The sequence below is a fragment of the Paraburkholderia sp. J63 genome (assembly GCF_905220245.1).
Taxonomy (GTDB): domain Bacteria; phylum Pseudomonadota; class Gammaproteobacteria; order Burkholderiales; family Burkholderiaceae; genus Paraburkholderia.
Genome location: NZ_CAJMZF010000005.1, coordinates 219,429 through 240,804, shown reverse-complemented (window position 1 = coordinate 240,804; position 21,376 = coordinate 219,429). Strand labels below are relative to the sequence as shown.

The window sequence follows — 21,376 nt, the reverse complement described above, 5'->3', positions numbered from 1 at the left end:
GCGCCCGATTTGGGCCGCGGCGCTTGCGTGGCTGCGCGCTTGCTTGATGGCGCCCATCAGACCGAGATATCGACCCGCAGGGCGAAATCTTTAGCTGCGCGGCAAAAAAACGGCCGGGCGGCGACATGGGCACAGAAGGCGATGCCGCACGCGCGCAGATTCGGTTAAAGTGGCGCCCACTGCGTGTCTGCCACGCATGCGCGCGGCATGCCGGGTTTGCCAGGTTTGCCTCAGAACGAACCGTCCAGATCGAACCCATCGCCCGAGTCTTTCGCCATGTCCGATTCATCGTCACCGCCCGCGCGACCGGAGCATGCGGCCGCGCGAGACGCTAGCGATCCCGGCGCCCACCCGCAACCGCAATCCGATCCGCATGCCATGCAGAGCGCCGCTTCCCAGCCCTTCGTCTATCTGGGCCGTCAGCCGATCATCGACCGTAATGGCGCGCTCAACGCCTACGAGCTGCTGTTTCGGGGCAGCGCGCAAAACCGCGCCGACGTGACCGACGACGCGCTCGCCACCGCCCAGGTGATGACGCGCACGATGGGGCAGCTCGGCGTGCACGCCGTGCTCGGCCGCCACTACGGCTACGTGAACATGAGCCGCGAACTGCTGTTCGACGACATCGTGCATCTGCTGCCGCCGGGCCGCTTCGTGCTCGAAGTGCTCGAGCACGTGCATCTCGATGCCGCCGTGCTCGAACGTCTCGCGCAACTGCGCCGCGACGGCTATCGCATCGCGTTCGACGACGTGAGCGCGCTCACCGACAATCTGCGCCGCGCGCTGCCCTATGCGGACATCGTCAAGGTCGATCTGCTGCAGGCCGAGCGCGCCGCGCTGCCCGCGCTCGTCGGAGCCATCGCCGCCGAGGGCAAGACGCTGATCGCCGAGAAGGTCGAGACGCGCGAGGACTTCGAATACGCGCGTGAGCTCGGCTTCGATCTGTTCCAGGGCTACTTCTTCGCGCGTCCGCAGATGCTGCACGCGCCGCGCCTGCGCGCCTCGCGGCTCGCGCTCGTGCGCCTGCTCGCGCTGGTGGCCGGCGACGTGGGCGTGGCCGAACTCGAGCGCGAGCTGCGCAGCCATCCGGGCGTGGTCGTGCAATTGCTGCGGCTCGTCAATTCGAGCGCCTATGCGCCGGGACGGCCGATCTCGTCGCTGCGCGAGGCCGTGCTCGCGGCCGGCACGCGCCAGATCGCGCGCTGGGCGCAACTGCTGCTCTACGCGAGCGGCCGCGATCTGCCGTGGGCCTGCGATCCGCTCGTGCAGCTCGCGGGCACGCGCTCGCATTTCATGGAGCTGGCCGCGCGCAGCCTCGCGCCGAACGACGCCGAGTTCGCCGACGCCGCCTTCATGACGGGCATCTTCTCGCTCGTGCACGTGCTGGTGGGCTCGACGCCCGCGCATACGCTCGAGCGGCTCGGTCTCGCGCGCGAGATCGGCGAGGCCGTGGACGGCCAGCGCGGCGAGCTCGGCACGCTGCTGCGCGTGGCGCAGGCATGCGAGCGCGGCGACGACCGCCTCGCCGGGACGATCGCGGGCGCGGCGGGCGGGCGCTTCCAGGCGCTCACGCCGGCGCTGCTCGGCGAGCTCAATCTGTGGGCGAGCGCGTGGTTTTCGGCCTATGCCGATGGCTGAAAGCCCGGTGCAAGCGATGGGCTGACGAGGTACTGCGTAGCTCCGCGCCGTATGCGCATTGATTGAGCCGGAGCCGCGCTGTGGCCGCCCGGCGTGCGCGCGCGGAGTGTGGTCAAATAGGGCCGTCGCCGGACGCGGCGCGATTTTGCCGCGGACCGTCTTGCCGTACTTCGTTGCTCGCGCTTCGAACTACCATGCGGGGCCCGGACCCACTAGCCGGCGACGCATTCGAGATCATACGAGGACATCCGACATGAAACCGAGGTATTTCGCGGCGGGGGCCGCGGCGCTCGTGTGCGCCGGACTGGCATTTTTCACCCTGAGCGCGCAGGCGACGCTCAAGCCGGGCGACTCCGCGCCCGATTTCACGACGCAGGCTTCGCTGGGCGGCAAAACCTATACGTACTCGCTCGCGAGCGAGCTCAAGAAGGGACCGGTGGTGCTGTACTTCTACCCGGCGGCGTTCACCAAGGGCTGCACGATCGAGGCGCATGAATTTGCCGAAGCCGTCGATCAGTACAAGCAGTACGGCGCGACCGTGATCGGCGTTTCGCACGACAACATCGACACGCTCAAGAAGTTCTCGGTGAGCGAGTGCCGCAGCAAGTTCCCCGTCGCCGCCGACGAGGATTCGAAGATCATCAAGTCCTACGACGCGTCGATGCCGATGCACGCCGCCATGGCGAACCGGGTTTCCTACGTGATCGCGCCGGACGGCAAGGTCATCTACGAATATACGAGTCTCTCGCCCGACAAGCACGTGGAGAATACGCTGCAAGCCCTGAAGCAGTGGGCCGCGCAGCATCCGCAGCAGTAATCGCACGGCCCGCGCGCGGCGTGCGGTTCGTGGCTCGCGGCTCGTGCTGCGGGCCGTGCGTTGCGCTGGCGATCGGGCAAGCGCGGGCTGCTCCGGCGAGGCCGCGTTAGCCCGGCGCGGGTATTGTGCTGGTTTTCCTTTTTCCCGGTGATCAATCGCGGCGGATGAATGCCAGCGAGGCCCGTCTTCGTATGCCCATTCTCGTTCTCCTTTTCGTATTCGCCGCGCTCGTCTACGGCGCGGTGCGATCGTTTCAGACATTGGCGATGCATTTCGGCACGGACGTGGCGATCGGCGTGGCGGCCGTGGTCGCGGCGGCGCTCGTCACGCTGCTTGTGAACTGGCTGCGGCGCCGTCGCGAAGTGGCGCCGAACCTGCGAGGCGAGGGCGACTGGACCCATCGCGTGGCGGGCGCATGGGGCGAGGCGCGGCTCGCGGCTGGCAAGCGGCTGTGCGAAGTCAAGCTGGGCGAAGCGCGCGGCGCGTATATCTTCGCGGACCTGCAAGGCGCACAGCCCACGCGCGACGCGAACGGCTGGCAGGTCGCACTCCAGGTGGCCGATGTGCGCAAGCCGCTCTGGCATCTGCCGATGCCGAGCGAACGCGAGGCGCGGCGTTGGGCGCGTATTTTTACGCTGGCGATCGCGCAGAAACTTTGAAACACGCCTCGGTGTCGAATACACCTTGTCAGAACTTATCCAGATTACGCATGCTTCGCAGCTTTTGTGCAGGACTTGTGCTCGCTGTAACGAGCGCCGCGCTTTTGACCGCCTGCGACCAGCAGAAAGTCGCTGACGCCGTGAATGCCGTCAAACCCGATTCGATGGCGTTCGGCGGGCTCAAAATCGGCGTCTCGACGGTCGAGGACGTGCGGCGTCAGGCGGGCAAGCCCGAGATGGTATGGGAGGACGACGACGGCGCGGAGCGCCTCGAATATCCGCGCGGACCGAACGGCTTGACGACGTGGATGCTCGACTTCGACGCGGACGGCAAGCTGGTCGCGATGACTCAGGCGCTGACGGCGCAGAACATCGCGCAGGTCGCGCCCGGCATGACGCAGGACGAGGTGCGCCGTCTGCTCGGCAAGCCCGCGACGGTCGCGAAATATGCGCTGAGCCACGAGGAAGTATGGAGCTGGCACTGGGCCGAGGGCGGCGTGGCCGGTGACGGCATGTTCAACGCCCATTTCGCGCCGGACGGACTCGTGGTCCGCACCTCGCGCTCGGATGCCCCCGGACACGAGCAGCACTGACGAGGCGCGCGGCAGACCCGCGGTAGGCAGACCATTCGCGCGCCGGCAAGGAGAGGTTCAGATGAAACGTATCGCGTTGCTATGGAATGTCGTGAAGGGCGATCTGCGCGTGCTGTGGTTCGCGCTGCGTCAGCCCGAGCGACCTACGTGGTTGATGCCCGTGACGGCGCTCGTCGCGCTCTATGCGCTCGCGCCGTTCAATATCGCACTGCCGCTGGTTGGAGTGGTGGACGACGGCATTCTTGTGCCGCTGGTGCTGCATTTGCTGGTGCGTTGTTTGCCGATGGAGTTGCGGCGACGTGCGGCGGGTTTTGGCGGATCAAGGGCACGCGCCGACGTTTGATTCCCACAAAAAGCACCACAAAAAAGCGGCCGAAGCCTCGGTCCAGCCGCCCCCACACATCCAGCACTCAAGTCGACCTCACTCCAGCACGCGCGGCGGCGCAGCCCGCCCGCGCTTCGCATCCCACCACACGCGCAGCCGGTCCATATACAGATACACCACCGGCGTCGTATAGAGCGTGAGCGCCTGGCTCACGATCAGCCCGCCCACGATCGAAATGCCGAGCGGCGCGCGCAGCTCCGCGCCTTCGCCGCGCCCGAACGCGAGCGGCAGCGCGCCCAGCAGCGCCGCGCAGGTCGTCATCATGATCGGCCGGAAGCGCAGCAAGCACGCCTGGTAGATCGCGTCGCGCGAGTTCAGGCCCTGGCGCGACGCGTCGATCGCGAAGTCCACCATCATGATCGCGTTCTTCTTCACGATGCCGATCAGCAGGATCACGCCGATCAGCGCGATGATGCTGAATTCGGTCTTGAAGAAGAGCAGCGCGAGCAGCGCGCCCACGCCCGCCGAGGGCAGCGTCGAGAGAATCGTGAGCGGGTGGATGTAGCTCTCGTAGAGGATGCCGAGCACGATGTACACGGCCGCGAGCGCCGCGAGGATCAACAGCGGCTGGTTGTCGAGCGACTGCTGGAACGCCTGCGCCGTGCCCTGGAAGCTGCCGTGGATGGTCTGCGGCATGCCGATCTCGGCCATCGTGTCGTAGATGGCCTGGGTGGCGTCCGAGAGCGACTTGCCCGGCGGCAGGTTGAACGAGATCGTCGAGGCCACGAACTGGCTCTGGTGGTTCACCGAGAGCGGCGTCGTGCCCGGCCCGAACGAGGCGATCGCCGAGAGCGGGATCATCGTTTCCTGCGCCGTGGAGACCGCCGCGCCCGAGGACGCGCTCGACTTGCCGCTCGCGGCGATCGAGTTGATCGCGAGGTTGCGCGCGGAGTCGGCGGCAATCGCCGCGGCGCTCGTGGCCGTGGTGGCCGCGGTGCCGCCCGTCGAGGCGCTCGTGCCGGGTCCGCTGACCGTGCCCGCCGTCGCGTTGGTGCTCTGCGCGCCGCTCGCGGTGCCGCCCGAGGTGCTCACCCAGATCTGGTTGAGCATGTCCGGGCTTTGCCAGTATTTCGGCGCCACTTCCATCACCACGTGGTACTGGTTGAGCGGGTTGTAGATGGTCGAGACCTGGCGCTGGCCGAACGCGTCGTAGAGCGTGTTGTCGATCTGCGAGGGCGTGATGTTCAGGCGCGCCGCGCTCTGGCGGTCGATCGTGATCATCGATTCGAGGCCGCCTTGCTGCTGGTCCGAGTTCACGTCGGCGAGTTCGGGGCGCGCCTGCAGCGCCTCGGTGAGCTTGGGCCCCCACTTGTAGAGATCGGCGGTGTTGTCGGCGAGCAGCGTGAACTGATACTGCGCGTTCGATTGCCGCCCGCCCACGCGGATGTCCTGCACGCTCTGCAGGAAGGTGCGCGCGCCCGCCACGTGCGAGAGCGGCCCGCGCAGCTGGGCGATCACCTGGTCGGCCGAGAGCTTGCGCTCGCTCTTGGACTTGAGCGAGACGAACATGAAGCCCGAGTTGGTCGCGCGTCCGCCCGTGAAGCCCACCACCTGATCGACGGCCGGATTCTCGCCGACGATCTTCATCATCTCGGCGAATTTCCCCTTCATCGCCTGGAACGAGGTCGACTGGTCGGCCTGGATGCCGCCCACGAGCCGCCCCGTATCCTGCTGCGGAAAGAAGCCCTTGGGAATGAACACGTAGAGCACGACGTTCAGCGCGATGGTGGCAAAGAGCGTCAGCAGGATCAGGCGCGGATGTTCGAGCGCCCAGCCGAGCGAGTGCTCGTAGCCGCGATGCAGGTGCGTGAAGCCGCGCTCGAGCCACTGCCCGAAGCGGCCTTCCTGTTTCTTGTCCTGCGGTTGCTCGAGCAGGCGCGAGCACATCATCGGCGTGAGCGTGAGCGAGATCACGAGCGACACTGCGATCGCGAGCGAAAGCGTGAGCGCGAACTCGCGAAACAGCCGCCCGACGATGCCGCCCATCAGCAAGATGGGCAGGAACACGGCCACCAGCGAGACGCTGATCGAGAGCACCGTGAAGCCCACTTCGCGTGCGCCGAGCAGCGCCGCCTTCATGCGCGGCACGCCGTTCTCGATGTGCCGCGAGATGTTCTCGAGCACGACGATGGCGTCGTCGACCACGAAGCCCGTCGCGATGGTGAGCGCCATCAGCGAGAGGTTGTCGAGCGAGAAGCCCATCAGGTACATGGCCGCGAAGGTGCCGATGATCGAGATCGGTACGGCCACGCTCGGGATCAGCGTCGCGCGCCAGTTGCGCAGGAACAGGAACACCACCATCACCACGAGCGCCACGGCGATCATGAGCGTGTGCTCGGTGTCCTTGAGCGACGCGCGGATCGTGACCGAGCGATCCGAGGCGGGAATCACCTCGACGTCGGCGGGCAACGAGGCCTTCAGTTGCGGCAGCATCGCGATCACGCGGTCCACGGTCTCGATGATGTTCGCGCCGGGCTGGCGGTAGATGATCACGAGCACCGAGCGCTTGCCGTTGGCGAGGCCGAGGTTGCGCAGGTCTTCGACCGAGTCGACCACTTCGCCCACGTCGGAGAGCTTCACGCCCGCGCCGTTGCGGTAGGCGATGATGAGGTCCTTGTACTGGCTCGCCTTGCTCGCCTGGTCGTTGGTGTAGAGCTGGAAGCGCTGCGGGCCGAACTCGATGTCGCCCTTCGGGCTGTTCGCGTTGGCCGAGGCGAGCGCCGCGCGCACGTCCTCCAGACCGATGCCGTAATGAAACAGCGCATGCGGTTCGAGCTCCACGCGCACGGCCGGGTTGGCCGAGCCGCTCACGTCGACTTCGCCCACGCCGTCCACCTGCGAGAGCGATTGCTGGAGCACCGTGGCCGCCGAGTCGTAGAGCTGGCCCGCGCTGAGCGTGGGCGAGGCGAGCGCGAGGATCAGGATGGGCGCGTCGGCGGGGTTGACCTTGTGGTAGGTCGGGTTCTGCCTGAGGCTCGTCGGCAAGTCGGCGCGCGCGGCGTTGATGGCGGCCTGCACGTCGCGCGCGGCGCCGTCGATGTCGCGATTGAGGCCGAATTGCAGCGTGATGCGCGTGCTGCCCACCGAGCTTTGCGAGGTCATCTCGGTGACGTCGGCGATCGAGCCCAGATGGCGTTCGAGCGGGCTCGCCACGCTGGTCGCCACGGTCTCCGGGCTCGCGCCTGGCAGCGACGCCTGCACGGAGATGGTGGGGAAGTCCACTTGCGGCAGCGGCGCGACGGGCAGCTTTCCGAACGCGAACAGGCCCGCGAGCGCGATGCCGATCGCGAGCAGCGTGGTGGCGACGGGGCGGTTGATGAACGGGCGCGAGAGATTCATCGCGTCAGTGCTCCGTCGACGAAGGCGAGGGCGGTGCGGGTGGTGCGTTGTGCGAACCGCCGCCGAAGCGCTCGCGCATGCGTGTCGCGATGCGGTCGAACGCGAGGTAGATCACGGGCGTGGTGAAGAGCGTGAGCGCCTGGCTCACGATCAGGCCGCCCGCGATCGCGATGCCGAGCGGCCGGCGCAGCTCCGAGCCCGCGCCGGTGCCGAGCATGAGCGGCAGCGCGCCCAGGAGCGCCGCCATCGTCGTCATCATGATCGGGCGGAAGCGCAGCAGGCACGCTTGATAGATCGCCTCGCGCGGCGGCTTGCCTTCGTTGCGCTCGGCGTCGAGCGCGAAGTCGATCATCATGATCGCGTTCTTCTTCACGATGCCGATCAACAGGACGATGCCGATGATGCCGATGATGTCGAGATCGTGACCCGTCAAAATGAGCGCGAGCAGCGCGCCGATCCCGGCTGAAGGCAGCGTCGAGAGAATCGTGATCGGATGCACGAAGCTCTCGTAGAGCACGCCCAGCACGATATACATCGTCACGATGGCCGCGAGGATCAGGAACAGCTCGTTGGAAAGCGATGCCTGGAACGCGAGCGCCGCGCCCTGGAAGCGCGTCTGGAACGAGCCCGGCAGGCCGATGTCCTTCTCCGTTTGCTGGATCGCCTTGACCGCCGCGCCCAGCGACGCGCCAGGCGCGAGGTTGAACGAGATGGTCGTGGCCGGGAACTGCGAGAGGTGCGTGACGAGCAGCGGCGCGGGCCGCTCATGGAACTTCGCGATGGCCGAGAGCGGCACCTGGCCCGTGGTCGAGGTGGAGGAGGGCAGGTAGATCGAGTTCAGCGAATCGGTGTAGTGCTGCATCACCGGGTCGGCTTCGAGAATCACGCGGTACTGGTTCGACTGCGTGAAGATCGTCGAGATGATGCGCTGGCCGAACGCGTCGTACAGCGCGTTATCGACGGTCGCGGGCGTGATGCCGTAGCGCGCCGCGCTCGCGCGGTCGATCTCGATGAACACCGAGTTGCCCTGGTCCTGGAGGTCGGTGGCCACGTCGGCCAGCTCCGGTGCCTGTTGCAGCCGGCGCACGAGCTTGGGCACCCAGGTCGTGAAGTCCTGGATGTTGGGCGTCGTGAGCATGAACTGGTACTGCGTCGGGCTCACGGTCGAGTCGATCGTGAGATCCTGCACCGGCTGCATGTAGAGCGTCGCGCCCGAGAGGTGCGAAACTGATTGCTGGAGGTCGCGGATGATCTGGCTCGCCGTCTCGCTGCGGTCGTCGCGCGGCTTCAGGTTGATGAGCATGCGTCCGCTGTTGAGCGTGATGTTGCTGCCGTCCACGCCGATGAACGAGGTGAGGCTCTCCACGTTCTCGTTCTTGAGGATCTCGTTGGCGAGCGCCTGCTGGCGCTCGGCCATCGACGCATACGAGACCGATTGCGGCGCCTGCGTGATCGCCTGGATCACGCCGGTGTCCTGCACGGGGAAGAAGCCTTTGGGCACGACCACGTAGAGGATGCCGGTGAGCACGAGCGTGATCGCGAACACGATCATCGTGAGCCGCTGGCGCGCGAGCACCCATTCGAGCGCGACGCCGTAGCGGCCGATGATGTAGTCGAAGAAACCATGCACGCGCGCCTCGAAGCGATGGCTCTCGGGCGGCGGCGTGTGGCGCAGCATCTTCGCGCACATCATCGGCACGAGCGTGAGCGAGACCACGGCCGAGATCACGATGGTCACGGCGAGCGTGATCGCGAATTCGTGGAAGAGCCGGCCCACCACGTCGCCCATGAAGAGCAGCGGAATCAGCACGGCAATGAGCGATACGGTCAACGAAATGATCGTGAAGCCAATCTGCTTCGAACCCTTGAGCGCGGCTTCGAGCGGTGTTTCGCCATCCTCGACATAGCGCGCGATGTTCTCGATCATGACGATGGCGTCATCCACGACGAAGCCCGTTGCGATGGTGAGCGCCATCAGCGAGAGATTGTCGAGCGAGAAGCCGCACAGGTACATGACCGCGAGCGTGCCGATCAGCGAGAGCGGCACCGAAAGGCTCGGGATCACCGTCGCGTAGATGTTGGCGAGGAACAGGTACATCACCAGCACCACCAGCACCACCGACATCAGCAATTCGAACTGCACGTCGCGCACCGAGGCGCGGATCGTGGTGGTGCGGTCGGTGACGACCTGCACGTCGAGCGAGGCGGGCAGCGCTTCCTGGAGCTGCGGCAGCACCGCCTTGATGCTGTCCACCACCTGGATCACGTTGGCGCCCGGCTGGCGCTGCACGTTCAGGATGATCGCGGGCGTGTCGTTGACCCAGGCGCCGAGCTTGGTGTTCTCGGCGCCCTGCACGATGTTCGCGACGTCCGTGAGCATCACCGGGCGGCCGTTGCGGTAGGCGATCACGGCGTCTTTATACGCGTCGGCGTCCGTCAACTGGTCGTTGGCGTTGATCGTGTAGGCGCGCGTCGGCCCGTCGAAGTTGCCCTTCGGCGTGTTGACGTTGAGATTCGAGATGCTCGTGCGCAAATCGTCGAGATTCAGGCCATAGGCCGCGAGCGCGCGCGGGTTCGCCTGGATGCGCACGGCGGGGCGCTGGCCGCCCGTGAGGCTCACGAGGCCCACGCCCGCGACCTGCGAGATCTTCTGCGCGAGACGCGTGTCGGCGAGGTCCTGGACCTGCGTGAGCGGCAGCGTCTTCGAGGTGATCGCGAGCGTCAGAATGGGCGCGTCGGCGGGGTTGACCTTCGCGTAGATCGGCGGCGCGGGCAGGTCCGAAGGCAGCAGGTTGCCGGCCGCGTTGATGGCGGCCTGCACTTCCTGCTCGGCCACGTCGAGCGGCAAGTCGAGGCTGAACTGCAGCGTGATGACCGAGGCGCCCGCCGAGCTTTGCGACGACATCTGGTTCAGCGACGGCATCTGCCCGAACTGGCGCTCGAGCGGCGCCGTGACCGAGGACGTCATCACGTCCGGGCTCGCGCCCGGATAGAAAGTCTGTACCTGGATGGTCGGGTAATCGACTTCGGGCAGCGCGGAAAGCGGCAGGAAACGCAGTGCGACGAGGCCGACCAGCATGATTGCCGCCATGAGCAGCGCCGTGCCGACCGGACGCAGAATAAAGGCGCGGGAGGGATTCATGCGGCTTACTGGCCCTCAGCGCCGGACGCGTGGCGGCGATGGCCGTGGTGCGCGCCTGAGGCCGCACCGGCCCACGACGCGCCTCGTGCGCCGGATGCGCCCTTGGCGCCCGACGCGTGCCTGGGATGCTCGGCCGGAATCGTGATCTTCGAGCCTTCGCGCAGGCGGTCCGAGCCGTCGGTCACGACGCGCTCGCCCACGGCGAGGCCCGAGGCGATGCTGGTGCGTTCGGCGTCCACGGGGCCGACCTTCACGAGCCGCACGGTCACGGTGTTGTCGGGCTTGATCACATAGACGTACGCGCCTTGGGAGCCGTTGAGCACGGCCGAGGTGGGCACGATCACGGCGTTGTGGATCGTGTCGACGAGCAGGCGCGCATTGACGAACTGATTCGGGAACAGCGACTGGTCGTCGTTGGTGAAGCTCGCGCGCAGCTTCACGGTGCCGGTCGTGGTGTCGATCTGGTTGTCGATGGTCTGCAGGAAGCCGCTTTCGAGCAGCGTGGTGTTGCTGCGGTCGTAGGCCGAGACCGACATCTTCGTGCCCGCGCGCAACGGCTTCATGATGCCGGGCAGATTGTCTTCCGAGGTCGTGAAGATCACGCTGATCGGCTGGAGCTGCGTGAGCACGACGATGCCGTTGGTGTCGCCGGGCGTGACGTAGTTGCCGGGATCGACCTGGCGCAGGCCCACGCGTCCCGACACCGGCGCCGTGATGCGCGCATAGGTGAGGTCGAGCTTGTAGGTGTCGATGTTGGCCTGGTCCGACTTCACCGTGCCCTCGTACTGCTTCACGAGCGAGGCCTGCGTATCCACCTGCTGGCTCGCGATCGAGTCCTGCGAAAGCAGCGTCTGGTAGCGCTTGAGGTCGAGGCGGGCGGTGGCGAGCAGCGCCTGATCGCGCGCGAGCTGGCCTTCGGCGTTGGCGAGCGAGATCTGGTAGGGGCGCGGGTCGATCTGCGCGAGCACGTCGCCCTTCTTGACCATCTGGCCTTCTTCGAAGTTCACGCTCTGCAGCGTGCCGGAAAGTTGCGTGCGCACCGTGACGTCGGCGAGCGGCGTGACCGTGCCGAGCGCGGTGATGACGATGGGCATGTCGCCGGCCGTGGCGGTTGCCGCGCTCACGGGCTGCGGCATGTTCGCCATCGCGCCGGGGCCGCCGTGGCGCATGCGGCCGCCGCTTGCGGCCGTGGAGCCGCCCGCGCTACCCGGGTTCTTGTTCCACGGCTGCCAGCGCCACAGCACGATGGCGGCGACGATCAGCACGATGGCGAGCGCGATCAGCTTGCCGCGGCTCTTGCGCGGCGCCGGGCCGCCCGCAGGGACAGGGGCAGGGGCGGACGCGGGCGGCGTATCTCGACGAGGGGAATCCGGGCGCTTTTCTTCTTTATCCATCGGTCAGGTCGGTAACAAATTCGGTGACGTGCTTGTCGGTTGAGCGGATTGGTTGGGTGCGCGAGCGGTTGGCCGCGATTTGTTGCGATTTGTTGCGGTCGGCCGCGGTCGGCTGCAGTGGGTCCGGCGCGGCGTGCGTCGCCTCCCGCAGCCCACGCTCGCTCACGTATGACGCGATGCTACGCGAGATGCGCGCAAGGTTGATGTCAGGTGCTTGTCGGGCGCTGGCTGGCTGGGCGTCGCCAGCCTTCGACGCCTGACTTGCTTGATGCGCCTGACGATTTGGGCTGCCGGCAGCGTTGCCGCATCTTGCCGGACCCTCGATGGCGCCACGCGCGCTCGCGGCGCAACGGTGTCTGCAGCGGCCCGCGCGAGGCTGAACGATGTCGGGGCCGGAGCCGATGCAGCCAAAAAGCATGATGCTACGTCGGTGCCTCCGTTACAGTCCAGTACCGTATCTTTCGAGACGTTACGGCGGTTACAGCTTCCCTACGCGTTGACCCGACAAAGCTCGGGTCGTAGCGAGAACTAGAGAAATTGCGGAGAAATGTTTGATAGTTCGCGTATTCTGGCGAGATTTTGCTTGACTTAGTCAGCATCTGGATAAAAAATTCAACTCACTTTCGACGCGATCTCGAAGGCTTCTGGTACTGCGGATTTTTCATAGCGCCAATCGCCTCGAATTGTCTGGCAACGGTTTCGCATAGCGGCCTGAACCGAGAACCCCGCGAGCCTTGCGGGGTTTTTAAGTATCTCGGTATATGCATTTCGCATAATTCGGCTGCCCGGCCCGATCGTCGAATACCGGCTCTCAGGTTCTAGCACGGCCCTCGGAATGGCTAGAACTTTTCAAAGCGTCACGTTCACACGTGGCGCTTTTTTTTCGTTTTGCCATGGAAATGGCAGGCCGCAGTCAAATCGCCAGGCGTTGCCGTAGACTGCCCGATTCAGCGAATAAACGACAAAAACGGTATGGCAGATGTGAATGGCGACGAGGATGAGAACGCCGGTGAGCGGCCGGGGGACAACCAGAAAGACAGTGAAGCTCCAGAGCACGATGGAGAGGGTGCGGCGAAATCCGCAACGCCAACGTCGATAAAGGACGTTGCGTGGGAGATCTTCAAGCCAGTTGCAGCGCTGGGTTTTATTGTCTCTCTGGTCGGTGCTATCGCGCTTTATGTGTATTTGCAGCGGATCGGCTGGCCGGAATTGCTGCAACCATCGCTTGCGTCAAAGACCGGCGTGGCGCTGGTCGTCGGCTCGTCGATCGTGGTGCTGGCATCCCTGGTGATCACGATGTATGGCAGCGCCTACTGGACCAATTTCGTCGCACATTCCTATGGGCAGCCTGCGTCGATCCCGCGCCGCTTTGGATGGTTCGTGCTGGTCCTGCATCTTGGCTGGCTCGTCATACTCGCCGGCGTCATGCTCGGTTCGGGCGACGCAAAGCCAGTTCCGGAAGTTGCGCGCAAACAGATCCACAGCCTGAGCGAGAATTTCCAGTCTGGCATCGTAGTGTTCTTTGGCGCCGCGGCTGCAGCGTCGGTGCTGCTCCATTGGTGGGGGCGCCGCAACCTGTTTGATAGCCTGGCTGGTGCGTTAACCGGAGGACGCGACGGTAGATTTCGGCTTCTGTGGGCACGGCTCAAAAGCATCGGACGCAAGCCGGACTCGCCTCAACAGGGTGGGTCTGATTCGTGGGTGTGTCGAGCGTTCGCCAGGGTGTGTCGAGTGTTCACCTGGGCGCGCGCAGGCCGGGTCCTCGCGGATACGGGACGGGGCCTGCAACTGGCGGTCGGTTGCCTTTTTTCGTCGCTGGCCGCGTGCGTATTCGTGGAAATCAATCCCGACATCGGTGCCAGCGACGTCACCATCCCCCTGGTGTTGATGCTTTGCGCCGTCACGCTGCCGGGCATGGTTGTCGGCATCCGCTATGCGGCTTGCTACCGCGCCACCGGTAACGCGAAGACCAGCGTAAAAGAAGTAGCCTGGCTCGTGCTTTTGATGGTTTGGCGGCCTGCTCGTTGTTTCCCGCCAAGACGCTGTTGCCGCTCGATTCGCTTTCGCTCGGCGCGGTTTCCGTTTTCGGTCGAACGCCCCACCAGTATGTGCTCGAAAAGCCCGAGCGCCGGGCGTTGTATGAAATGGTGGGGTTCACATTTGCTTCGGCAGACGCTTCAGCAGCCAGGAATCTGTCTGCCAGCGAAGCGCAAGCCGGTACGGCAGGAGACGGACGGAACGTCCATCATTCCACCGTCGAGACGGAACCTCCGGCGCTCTTCGATGCGTACGAGCGATATCACATGGGGGACATCCTGCTCTTGTGCACCTGGCCCAATGATGGCACGCGGGCCGCGGCCGGAAGTGCGGCGTCTTCTGTATCCGCGGGATCTCCGCACGCTGGGGCTTCAGCTCCCGCGGTTTCATCGGCCCCTGCCGTTTCATCGGTACCCGGCGCTTCGGCACATCCGGCGGTTTCGGCACCGTCGGCGGACGCGCCGCGTGCCGCATCGGACAGTGCTCGCGTCGCCGTGCGCAAAGGCTGCCTTCCGGTCGAGAAAGGCGAGGTTCGCCGCGTGGAAATGGATCGATAGCTCACGGCAGGATTGTCGTGGGCCGTATGGGGCAATGCGTTCGCCATCGGACAATGTTTGCCACGCACCGGTTAATGATGTTGCGCAAGCAACCTCTCCACTTCATCCACCGCCGTCGCGAGACCCTTTTCCTCGCCCATGCGGCGGCCCAGCGCGGCGGCGCGCGCCTTGACATCGTCGCGCTCCGCGTAAGCGATCGCCTCTTTCAACGCCGTAGCGCGCAGGCGCCTGCCGTCGATGGCGGTCGGCGCCACGCCCAGTGCGGCAACGCGATGCGCCCAGAAGAACTGGTCCCCCGCGAACGGCACGACCACCGAGGGCACGCCGGCCCGGCAAGCCGAATGAGTCGTGCCCGAGCCGCCGTGATGGACGACCGCGCTCGCGCGCGCGAAGAGCCAGTCGTGTGGCGTTTCGCCGACCACGCAAAAATTCCCGGGCAGCAAGGCGGTATCCACGCCGCTCCAGCCCGGATAGAACACCACGCGGCGCCCGGCGGCGGCTTCGGTCAGCACCGTCACGAGCTGCTGGCGGTCGAACCCGGCCATGCTGCCGAAGCCGATGTACAGCGGCGGTTCGCCCGCGGCAAGAAAGTGCGCGAGATGGGCGGGCGGCGTCCAGTCGCCCGCCGCCGCTCGCCATTGACCGCAGACCGTGGCATTCGCGGGCCAGTCGCGCGGGCGCGGCAGCAGATTCGGCGAGACGCCGTAGAGCATCGGATGATCGGTCCATACCCCGGCGCGCGGCGCGAGGCCGCAGACCTCTGCGCGCGCCGCGTTGGTCGCGCGCCGGAAGGCCCGCCACAGCATGCCGTTCACCAGCCGGTGACTGACGCGGTTGAGCCAGCGCGGCACCTTGCCGGGCGGCAGGAACGGCGACGCGAAACGGCTCGTGGGCGTGAGCGGGATGAGGCCCGCGCCGAGCACCGGAACGCGCCGGTATTCGGCCACCGAGAGCCCGACGAACGCGGCCAGCCCCGAGACGATGAGGGCGTCGCAGCCCGCCGAGGCGTCGGTCACTTCCTGCATCCATGCATGCGTGCTCGCGTTCGCGATCGAGGCGAGCGCCTTCGCCGTGGCATTGAAGCGCGTGTGGCCGCTCACCACCGAGCCGAGCGTGGCGCCGGGCATGAGCGCCGCGCGGATGTCGCCGGAGAGCCCCGACGCGCTCACGCCAAGCGCTGCGGCCGAGCCGAGCGTGGCGCGGTCGGCGAGCAGATGCGTTTCGTGGCCGGCGTCCATGAGCGCCCGGCAGAGCGCGGCGAGCGGACGCGTATCGCCTTCGGTTCCGTAGGTGACGACAGTGAGCTTCATCGGATGATCTTCGGTTGCGTGACGCCGTTCGTGTCGATATCAGACAGGGTGTACGACGTATAATAATGCACAATGTGCAAATTAACCGATGAGCGCGATCATGGAAGCCATACCGGAAAACGAGGGGCGGCGCGCACGCAAGCGTCAGCAGATGCTGGCGCATTTGAGCACGACGGCGGCGATGCTATTCGAGGCCGCAGGCTACGACGCGGTCACGATGGAGCAAATCGCCGATCGGGCCGATGTCGCGCGGCGCACGCTCTATAACCACTTCGCGACCAAGGAGGCGGTGCTCGCGCACTGGCTCGAAGCGGAGCTGGCGCGCGACCTCGCGCATCTGCAGCACGAAGTCGCGCGGCGCCGCAGTTTCGTTTCCAGGGTGGGTTGCGTGCTCGATGCGTCGGCGCAATGGTGCGAGCGCCATCCAGCGTATCTGATGGCGTATCTGCGCCATCGTTTCTCGGCCATCGGGAACGGGGAGGGCGAAGCGGGCGAGGGCGGCGGCGACATCGTTGCGATGTGGCGTCAGCTCATCGTGGCGGGGCAGCAGGGCGACGAGCTGGACAAGGCGGGCGATCCGGAGCAACTGGCCATCTGGTTCCATCACCTCTATCTGGCCGCGCTGCTGCGCTGGCTGAGCACGCCGGGCGTCGCGTTGCGCAAGGAGTTTCGGGCGATCGTGAGGCTGTTCGTCAACGGAGCCGGTGCGCGCGAGCCGAAGGCGGGCGCGGCCGGTTGAGAGGCGGCGAGCGGAGCGGCGGGGGCCATGCGGGTGGCGCGGCGTGCCTCATCGGAATGCATCCAGCCGCCGCCCTCACGTCTCCACACGTCCCAACGCGCCTGAACGCATCAAGCCACCGTTTCGCGCTCCGGCGTCGCGCTGATCTTGTGGATCGACAGGTCGGCGCCGTTGTATTCGTCCTCCTGATCGATGCGCAGCCCCACGGTGGCGCGCAGCGCCCCGTAGACCACGAAGCCGCCGAGCGAGGCGATCACGATGCCCGCGATCGTCCCGACGATCTGCGCGCCGAGCGAGACGCCGCCGGTCCCGCCGAGCCAGTGCGCGCCGAAGATCCCCGCCGCAATGCCGCCCCACGCGCCGCACAGGCCGTGCAGCGGCCAGACGCCGAGCACGTCGTCGATGCGCCAGCGGTTCTGCACGCAGGTGAACATGTAGACGAACAGCACGCCGGCCACCGCGCCCGTCGCCAGCGCGCCGAGCGGATGCATGATGTCCGAGCCCGCGCACACGGCCACGAGGCCCGCGAGCGGCCCGTTATAGGTGAAGCCGGGGTCGTTGCGGCCCGCGAGCCAGGCGGCGAGCGTGCCGCCCACCATCGCCATTAGCGAGTTCACGGCGACGAGGCCGCTGATCTTGTCGATGGTCTGCGCGCTCATCACGTTGAAGCCGAACCAGCCCACCGCGAGCACCCAGGCGCCGAGCGCGAGAAACGGAATGTTCGAGGGCGGATGGGCGGCCACGCGGCCGTCGCGCGTATAGCGCCCGTGGCGCGGCCCGAGCAGCAGCACAGCGGGCAGCGCGACCCAGCCGCCGAACGCGTGCACCACGACGGAGCCCGCGAAGTCGTGGAACGGCACGCCGAACACATGCGTGATCGCGTCCTGGAAGTGCAGGCGATTGTTCCACACCATCCCTTCGAAGAACGGATAGATGAAGCCGACGATCACGAAGGTCGCGAACAATTGCGGATTGAATTTCGAGCGCTCGGCGATGCCGCCCGAGACGATGGCCGGAATTGCCGCCGCAAAGGTGAGCAGGAAGAAGAAGCGCACGAGCTGATAGCCGTTGTGCTCGGCGAGCACGTCGGCGTGCGAGAAGAACTGCACGCCGTAGGCAAGGGTGTAGCCGATGAAGAAGTACGCGATCGTCGAGACCGAGAAGTCGACGAGGATCTTCACGAGCGCATTGACCTGGTTCTTCTTGCGCACGGTGCCCAGTTCGAGAAACGCGAACCCTGCGTGCATGGCGAGCACCATGGCGGCGCCCAGCAGCAGAAACAGCGTGTCGGTGCCGGTCTTGAGATTGTCCATCCTTGCGTCCTGCCCTTTGCCCAATCCGGGCGCATAAATAGGCGCATCTTCAGCAAGATGCGGGCCAGCTTTGCGCCAAACCGGTGAGCGCAGTCCGCCGGCAGGCTATCTGACGGTGCGTGCGTGCACCGGAGCGGCTATTGCGTGCGCCGTGGTTGCGCGCACGAAATGCGTGCGCACGCTGCGGGTGCAGGATTGCGCGGCACAATTGCAGTGCCAGCGCGCCAAATTGGTGAGGCGACGCGCCAGATCAGGGCGATTTATTCGATTTTCCTTTCTGTATCAACGGTTTGTCGGGCATTCGAAATATTGCGGCGATGTTGCAGATTTGGCGGGGACTCCGCGCGCAGAAGCGGAAATTCGCGCCTGTGAATCGTCCCGCATAGAAGCGTCGCGCGGTCAGCACACAGGCCGCACTTAGGTCGCACCCAGGGCGCAAACGCCGACATAATGGTCGAATTCATTCCCCCAGTCGTCCGTTCGTTCCGAACCGCCATTCAATGCGCCTCACCACCAAAGGGCTGTTGCTGATCGCGATCCCAGCCGTTTTCGAGCTGACGCTGCTATCGGCCATCGTGAAAGCCGAGGCCGACGCGGAAAGCGCCGAACTCTGGGGCCAGCACAGCCAGGCCGTGCTCGCGCAGGCGGGACGCGTGCTGGAGCCCGTGCTGGTCGAGTCGGTGCGGCTGCGCGGTGCTGTGGCCGCGGACGACACGCAGTTTTCGACGCCGGTCGCGATGTGGATGGACGTCGACCGCCGCATCGACCAGCTCACGGAACTCGTCTCCGACAACCCGTCCCAGGTCGAGCGCGCGGTGCAGATCCGCCAGGCGGTGCAGAGCTATCGCCAGTGGTCGGACCGCGTTCAAGATCTGCTGCACTCGGGGCGCCGCGCCGATCTCGTCGAGCGCTTTCGCACCGACACGGACTCCGACGCGCTCGACCGCGTGCGCGCCCAGGTGACTTCGTTCCAGACCGAGGAGCGCCGCCTCGACGTGATGCGCGTGACCGACGCCGAGCAGGCGCGCGCGCAGCAGCAGTCGCTCGTGATGACCGCGGTGATCGGCTCGATCATGCTGGTGGCGCTGGCCGTCTGGCTCTTCACGCGCGGCCTGCGCGGGCGGCTCGACGCGCTGTCCGACAATGCGGGCCGGCTCGCGGGCAACGAGCCGCTCGCGCCGCTCACGACCGGCAACGACGAGATCGCCGAGCTCGATCTGATGCTGCATCAGATCAGCCAGCGGCTCGTCGAGGCCGAGCGGCTGCGGCTCGGCTTCCAGGCCGATCTCGCGCGGCGCGCCGAGCAGCTCGCGCGCATCAACGAGGACCTGCGCCAGCAGACCCAGGAAAACGAGATGTTCATTCACAGCGTGTCGCACGACCTGCGCGCGCCGCTCGTGAACCTGCAAGGCTTCTCGCGCGAGCTCAACCATGCCTGCGACGACTTGCGCGAGCGCGTGGCGCATTCGTCGCTTGGCCCCGAAGCGCGCGCACGCATCGAGCGGATCATCAACGAGGACATCGGCGAGGCGCTGCGCTATCTGCAGACGGCGGTGCTGCGCGCCTCGCACATCATCGATGCGCTGCTGCGGCTCGCGCGCGTGGGGCGCGTGGAGTACCGGCGTCAGCGCGTCCACGTGCAGGAGCTCGTGCAGCGCGTGGTCGACGCCATGCATGCGTCGGTGCGCGCGCGCAACGCGCAGGTGAGCGTGCGCGAGCTGCCGCCGGTGTGGGGCGATCCGACCGCGCTCGAACAGGTGTTCGCGAACCTGATCGGCAACGCGCTCAACTATCTCGATCCTGCGCGCGAGGGGCGCGTCGAGATCGGCACGGCCAGCGCGCCGCCGGGCGTGGAGACGCTGCAGATTTTCTATGTGCGCGACAACGGCCTCGGCATTCCCGAGGTCGCGCGGCCGCGCCTGTTCCAGGCGTTCCAGCGCATGCATGGCAAGGTCGCGCCCGGTGAGGGCATCGGGCTCGCGCTGGTGCGCCGCATGGTCGAGCGGCATGGCGGGCGCATCTGGGTGGAATCGGTCGAAGGCGAGGGCACGACCTTTTATCTGTCGCTGCCCGACGCGCTGGCGGTCGCGCCGCCGGCGCCGGGAGTTGCCGCGGCGCTCGTGGTGGCGCATGAGCGCGCACGCGAGCGCGGCGATGACGGTACGGCCGAAGGTGCGGCGCGCGTGGTGTCGGTGGCCGGGAATGGCGGCGGTGGCGGCACCAGCGGGAGTGTGTCAGGCAGCGCGGCCGTTGCGGGTGCTCCGGTGGCGGGCGGTCCGCTGGCGGATCTATAGATCACGCAGGGCTCACGCGATTTAGTTCGATGAGCGGGCTGCAGCCCGCTCGGATAGCGCACCGGTTCAGTAGGCGAAAATGCGCCGTTGCTTGAGCAAGCTACGGCCGCGAATCGACCAGAGACAACCCGCGACGACGAGCGCGAGCACAACAGCCAGCGTGACGTGAGGATTCAGGCGCCCGATGGGCAAGCTGCCCGGCGAGACCAGCGTCCGCTCGAGCATGAACAGGGCGCTCCACAGCGCAATGGCCGCCTGAAGCAGCATGCGCGTACCGCGCGCATGGAGCGCGCGCTCGGCCGAGGTTCCGCGCCGGCTCGCACGCCTGCAAAAGAACGCGATTGCCATCAAGACAATCGCAAGTAGCACCACCCAGTCTGTCAGATTCATCGCCGCACATTCCAGCAATCAAAACGATATTGTCGGAAGTGCAGGGTTTGACTGGCATCGGAGTGGTCCGAATCTTCGCGTGAGTGAGTTAAAGATTGTCAGATGCGCGCGCGTTGGACCGGCGAACGCGCCGCCTGCGCACGGCGGCGGCGCGTGGCGGGTGCTTCAGGGCTCGATGCGCGTGCCGAGCAGCGCAAGGAATTGCCGCAGCCATTCGGGATGCGCGGGCCAGGCCGGCGCGGTGACGAACGGCGCATCGGTCACGGCGCTGTCGATCGCGATATCGGCATATTCGCCGCCGGCGAGCCGCACTTCGGGCGCACAGGCCGGGTAGGCCGAAATGCGCTTGCCGCGAATGACCTCGGCGGCTGCGAGCAACTGCGCCGCATGGCAGATGGCGGCGACCGGCTTGTTCGCGAGCGCGAAGTGCCGCACGAGCTCGATCACCTTCGGGTTCAGGCGCAGATACTCGGGGGCGCGGCCGCCCGCAATCGCGAGCGCATCGTAGTGCTGCGGATCGATCGCGTCGAAGCTGGCGTTCAGCGTGAACTGATGGCCCGGCTTTTCGGTATAGGTCTGGTCGCCTTCGAAGTCGTGGATCGCGGTCTTCACGCGCTCGCCGGCTTTCTTGCCGGGGCAGACGGCATCGACCTGATGGCCCACGGCCTGCAGCGCCTGAAATGGCACCATCGTTTCATAGTCTTCGGCGAAGTCGCCGGTGAGAAAGAGGATCTTCTTGACTGCCATCGCTTGGCTCCATGCGGGTTGT

Annotated in this window: 16 protein-coding genes; 8 read left to right on the top strand and 8 right to left on the bottom strand. The window is 66.4% G+C overall.

Translation table 11 applies throughout. The features are described from left to right. Positions 1–276 precede the first annotated feature (276 nt). The 5 genes from U5775_RS08415 to U5775_RS08395 all read left to right on the top strand — a co-directional run bounded on the left by U5775_RS08415 (position 277) and on the right by U5775_RS08395 (position 4,050). Entirely contained in the window at positions 277–1,638 is a 1,362-nt protein-coding gene (locus tag U5775_RS08415) for an EAL and HDOD domain-containing protein (RefSeq protein ID WP_415913539.1), read from the top strand. Positions 1,639–1,891: 253 nt separating this feature from the next. Further along, positions 1,892–2,455, top strand: a complete 564-nt coding sequence (locus U5775_RS08410; RefSeq protein ID WP_322057654.1) for a peroxiredoxin — start codon at positions 1,892–1,894, stop codon at positions 2,453–2,455. 191 nt (positions 2,456–2,646) lie between these two features. Beyond that, entirely contained in the window at positions 2,647–3,114 is a 468-nt protein-coding gene (locus tag U5775_RS08405; RefSeq protein WP_322057653.1) for a hypothetical protein, read from the top strand. Between the two features lie 50 nt (positions 3,115–3,164). Next, the gene (bamE, locus tag U5775_RS08400; protein WP_415913538.1) at positions 3,165–3,707 is read left to right on the top strand and encodes an outer membrane protein assembly factor BamE; all 543 of its coding nucleotides are present in this window, start codon (positions 3,165–3,167) and stop codon (positions 3,705–3,707) included. Positions 3,708–3,768: 61 nt separating this feature from the next. Further along, positions 3,769–4,050, top strand: coding sequence for a hypothetical protein (locus U5775_RS08395; protein WP_322057651.1), 282 nt, complete (start codon positions 3,769–3,771; stop codon positions 4,048–4,050). A 78-nt stretch (positions 4,051–4,128) separates the two neighbouring features. Here U5775_RS08395 and U5775_RS08390 read toward each other — a convergent pair whose 3' ends face one another. From U5775_RS08390 to U5775_RS08375, 4 genes are read right to left on the bottom strand one after another with little or no spacing between them, the layout of a single operon-like run. Further along, positions 4,129–7,431 carry an efflux RND transporter permease subunit gene (locus U5775_RS08390; RefSeq protein ID WP_322057650.1) on the bottom strand — a complete coding sequence of 1,101 codons (3,303 nt, stop codon included), beginning with the start codon at positions 7,429–7,431 and terminating at the stop codon, positions 4,129–4,131. A gap of 4 nt (positions 7,432–7,435) precedes the next feature. Then, positions 7,436–10,573, bottom strand: coding sequence for an MdtB/MuxB family multidrug efflux RND transporter permease subunit (locus tag U5775_RS08385; protein ID WP_322057649.1), 3,138 nt, complete (start codon positions 10,571–10,573; stop codon positions 7,436–7,438). Between the two features lie 5 nt (positions 10,574–10,578). Beyond that, positions 10,579–11,967, bottom strand: a complete 1,389-nt coding sequence (locus U5775_RS08380) for an MdtA/MuxA family multidrug efflux RND transporter periplasmic adaptor subunit (protein ID WP_322057648.1) — start codon at positions 11,965–11,967, stop codon at positions 10,579–10,581. Further along, on the bottom strand, positions 11,960–12,385 hold the full coding sequence (locus U5775_RS08375) for a hypothetical protein (RefSeq protein WP_322057647.1): 426 nt from the start codon (positions 12,383–12,385) through the stop codon (positions 11,960–11,962). Before U5775_RS08375 ends, U5775_RS08380 begins: the two co-directional genes overlap by 8 nt. 554 nt (positions 12,386–12,939) lie before the next feature. Between U5775_RS08375 and U5775_RS08370 the strand changes: the two genes are divergently transcribed. Continuing rightward, on the top strand, positions 12,940–14,733 hold the full coding sequence (locus tag U5775_RS08370) for a hypothetical protein (protein ID WP_322057646.1): 1,794 nt from the start codon (positions 12,940–12,942) through the stop codon (positions 14,731–14,733). Here the strand turns inward: U5775_RS08370 and U5775_RS08365 are convergent. After that, the gene (locus U5775_RS08365; RefSeq protein ID WP_322057645.1) at positions 14,633–15,871 is read right to left on the bottom strand and encodes a glycosyltransferase; all 1,239 of its coding nucleotides are present in this window, start codon (positions 15,869–15,871) and stop codon (positions 14,633–14,635) included. The two genes, U5775_RS08370 and U5775_RS08365, sit on opposite strands and share 101 nt — an antisense overlap. 100 nt (positions 15,872–15,971) lie before the next feature. On the opposite strand from U5775_RS08365, the gene U5775_RS08360 reads away from it, so the two are divergent. Beyond that, positions 15,972–16,610 (top strand): helix-turn-helix domain-containing protein, encoded by a 639-nt coding sequence (locus U5775_RS08360; protein ID WP_322057644.1) that lies wholly within the window; start codon positions 15,972–15,974, stop codon positions 16,608–16,610. Between the two features lie 110 nt (positions 16,611–16,720). Here U5775_RS08360 and U5775_RS08355 read toward each other — a convergent pair whose 3' ends face one another. Beyond that, positions 16,721–17,923 carry an ammonium transporter gene (locus U5775_RS08355; RefSeq protein WP_322057643.1) on the bottom strand — a complete coding sequence of 401 codons (1,203 nt, stop codon included), beginning with the start codon at positions 17,921–17,923 and terminating at the stop codon, positions 16,721–16,723. Between the two features lie 500 nt (positions 17,924–18,423). On the opposite strand from U5775_RS08355, the gene U5775_RS08350 reads away from it, so the two are divergent. Beyond that, entirely contained in the window at positions 18,424–20,217 is a 1,794-nt protein-coding gene (locus U5775_RS08350; protein ID WP_322057642.1) for a sensor histidine kinase, read from the top strand. A gap of 66 nt (positions 20,218–20,283) precedes the next feature. Here the strand turns inward: U5775_RS08350 and U5775_RS08345 are convergent, their stop codons facing one another. Both U5775_RS08345 and U5775_RS08340 read right to left on the bottom strand, forming a co-directional pair. Next, a complete protein-coding gene (locus U5775_RS08345) occupies positions 20,284–20,607 on the bottom strand; it encodes a hypothetical protein (protein WP_322057641.1) in 324 nt (107 codons plus the stop codon). 165 nt (positions 20,608–20,772) lie between these two features. Next, the gene (locus tag U5775_RS08340) at positions 20,773–21,354 is read right to left on the bottom strand and encodes a DJ-1/PfpI family protein (RefSeq protein WP_322057640.1); all 582 of its coding nucleotides are present in this window, start codon (positions 21,352–21,354) and stop codon (positions 20,773–20,775) included. Positions 21,355–21,376 lie beyond the last annotated feature (22 nt).

Coding starts and splice junctions, on each gene's coding strand:
- U5775_RS08395 (WP_322057651.1), top strand. CDS start 3,769: ATGAAACGTATCGCGTTGCTATGGAATGTCGTGAAGGGCGATCTGCGC.
- U5775_RS08375 (WP_322057647.1), bottom strand. CDS start 12,385: ATGCTTTTTGGCTGCATCGGCTCCGGCCCCGACATCGTTCAGCCTCGC.
- U5775_RS08360 (WP_322057644.1), top strand. CDS start 15,972: ATGGAAGCCATACCGGAAAACGAGGGGCGGCGCGCACGCAAGCGTCAG.
- U5775_RS08385 (WP_322057649.1), bottom strand. CDS start 10,573: ATGAATCCCTCCCGCGCCTTTATTCTGCGTCCGGTCGGCACGGCGCTG.
- U5775_RS08340 (WP_322057640.1), bottom strand. CDS start 21,354: ATGGCAGTCAAGAAGATCCTCTTTCTCACCGGCGACTTCGCCGAAGAC.
- U5775_RS08345 (WP_322057641.1), bottom strand. CDS start 20,607: ATGAATCTGACAGACTGGGTGGTGCTACTTGCGATTGTCTTGATGGCA.
- U5775_RS08365 (WP_322057645.1), bottom strand. CDS start 15,871: ATGAAGCTCACTGTCGTCACCTACGGAACCGAAGGCGATACGCGTCCG.
- U5775_RS08390 (WP_322057650.1), bottom strand. CDS start 7,431: ATGAATCTCTCGCGCCCGTTCATCAACCGCCCCGTCGCCACCACGCTG.
- U5775_RS08380 (WP_322057648.1), bottom strand. CDS start 11,967: ATGGATAAAGAAGAAAAGCGCCCGGATTCCCCTCGTCGAGATACGCCG.
- U5775_RS08405 (WP_322057653.1), top strand. CDS start 2,647: ATGCCCATTCTCGTTCTCCTTTTCGTATTCGCCGCGCTCGTCTACGGC.
- bamE (WP_415913538.1), top strand. CDS start 3,165: ATGCTTCGCAGCTTTTGTGCAGGACTTGTGCTCGCTGTAACGAGCGCC.
- U5775_RS08350 (WP_322057642.1), top strand. CDS start 18,424: ATGCGCCTCACCACCAAAGGGCTGTTGCTGATCGCGATCCCAGCCGTT.
- U5775_RS08355 (WP_322057643.1), bottom strand. CDS start 17,923: ATGGACAATCTCAAGACCGGCACCGACACGCTGTTTCTGCTGCTGGGC.
- U5775_RS08415 (WP_415913539.1), top strand. CDS start 277: ATGTCCGATTCATCGTCACCGCCCGCGCGACCGGAGCATGCGGCCGCG.
- U5775_RS08370 (WP_322057646.1), top strand. CDS start 12,940: ATGGCAGATGTGAATGGCGACGAGGATGAGAACGCCGGTGAGCGGCCG.
- U5775_RS08410 (WP_322057654.1), top strand. CDS start 1,892: ATGAAACCGAGGTATTTCGCGGCGGGGGCCGCGGCGCTCGTGTGCGCC.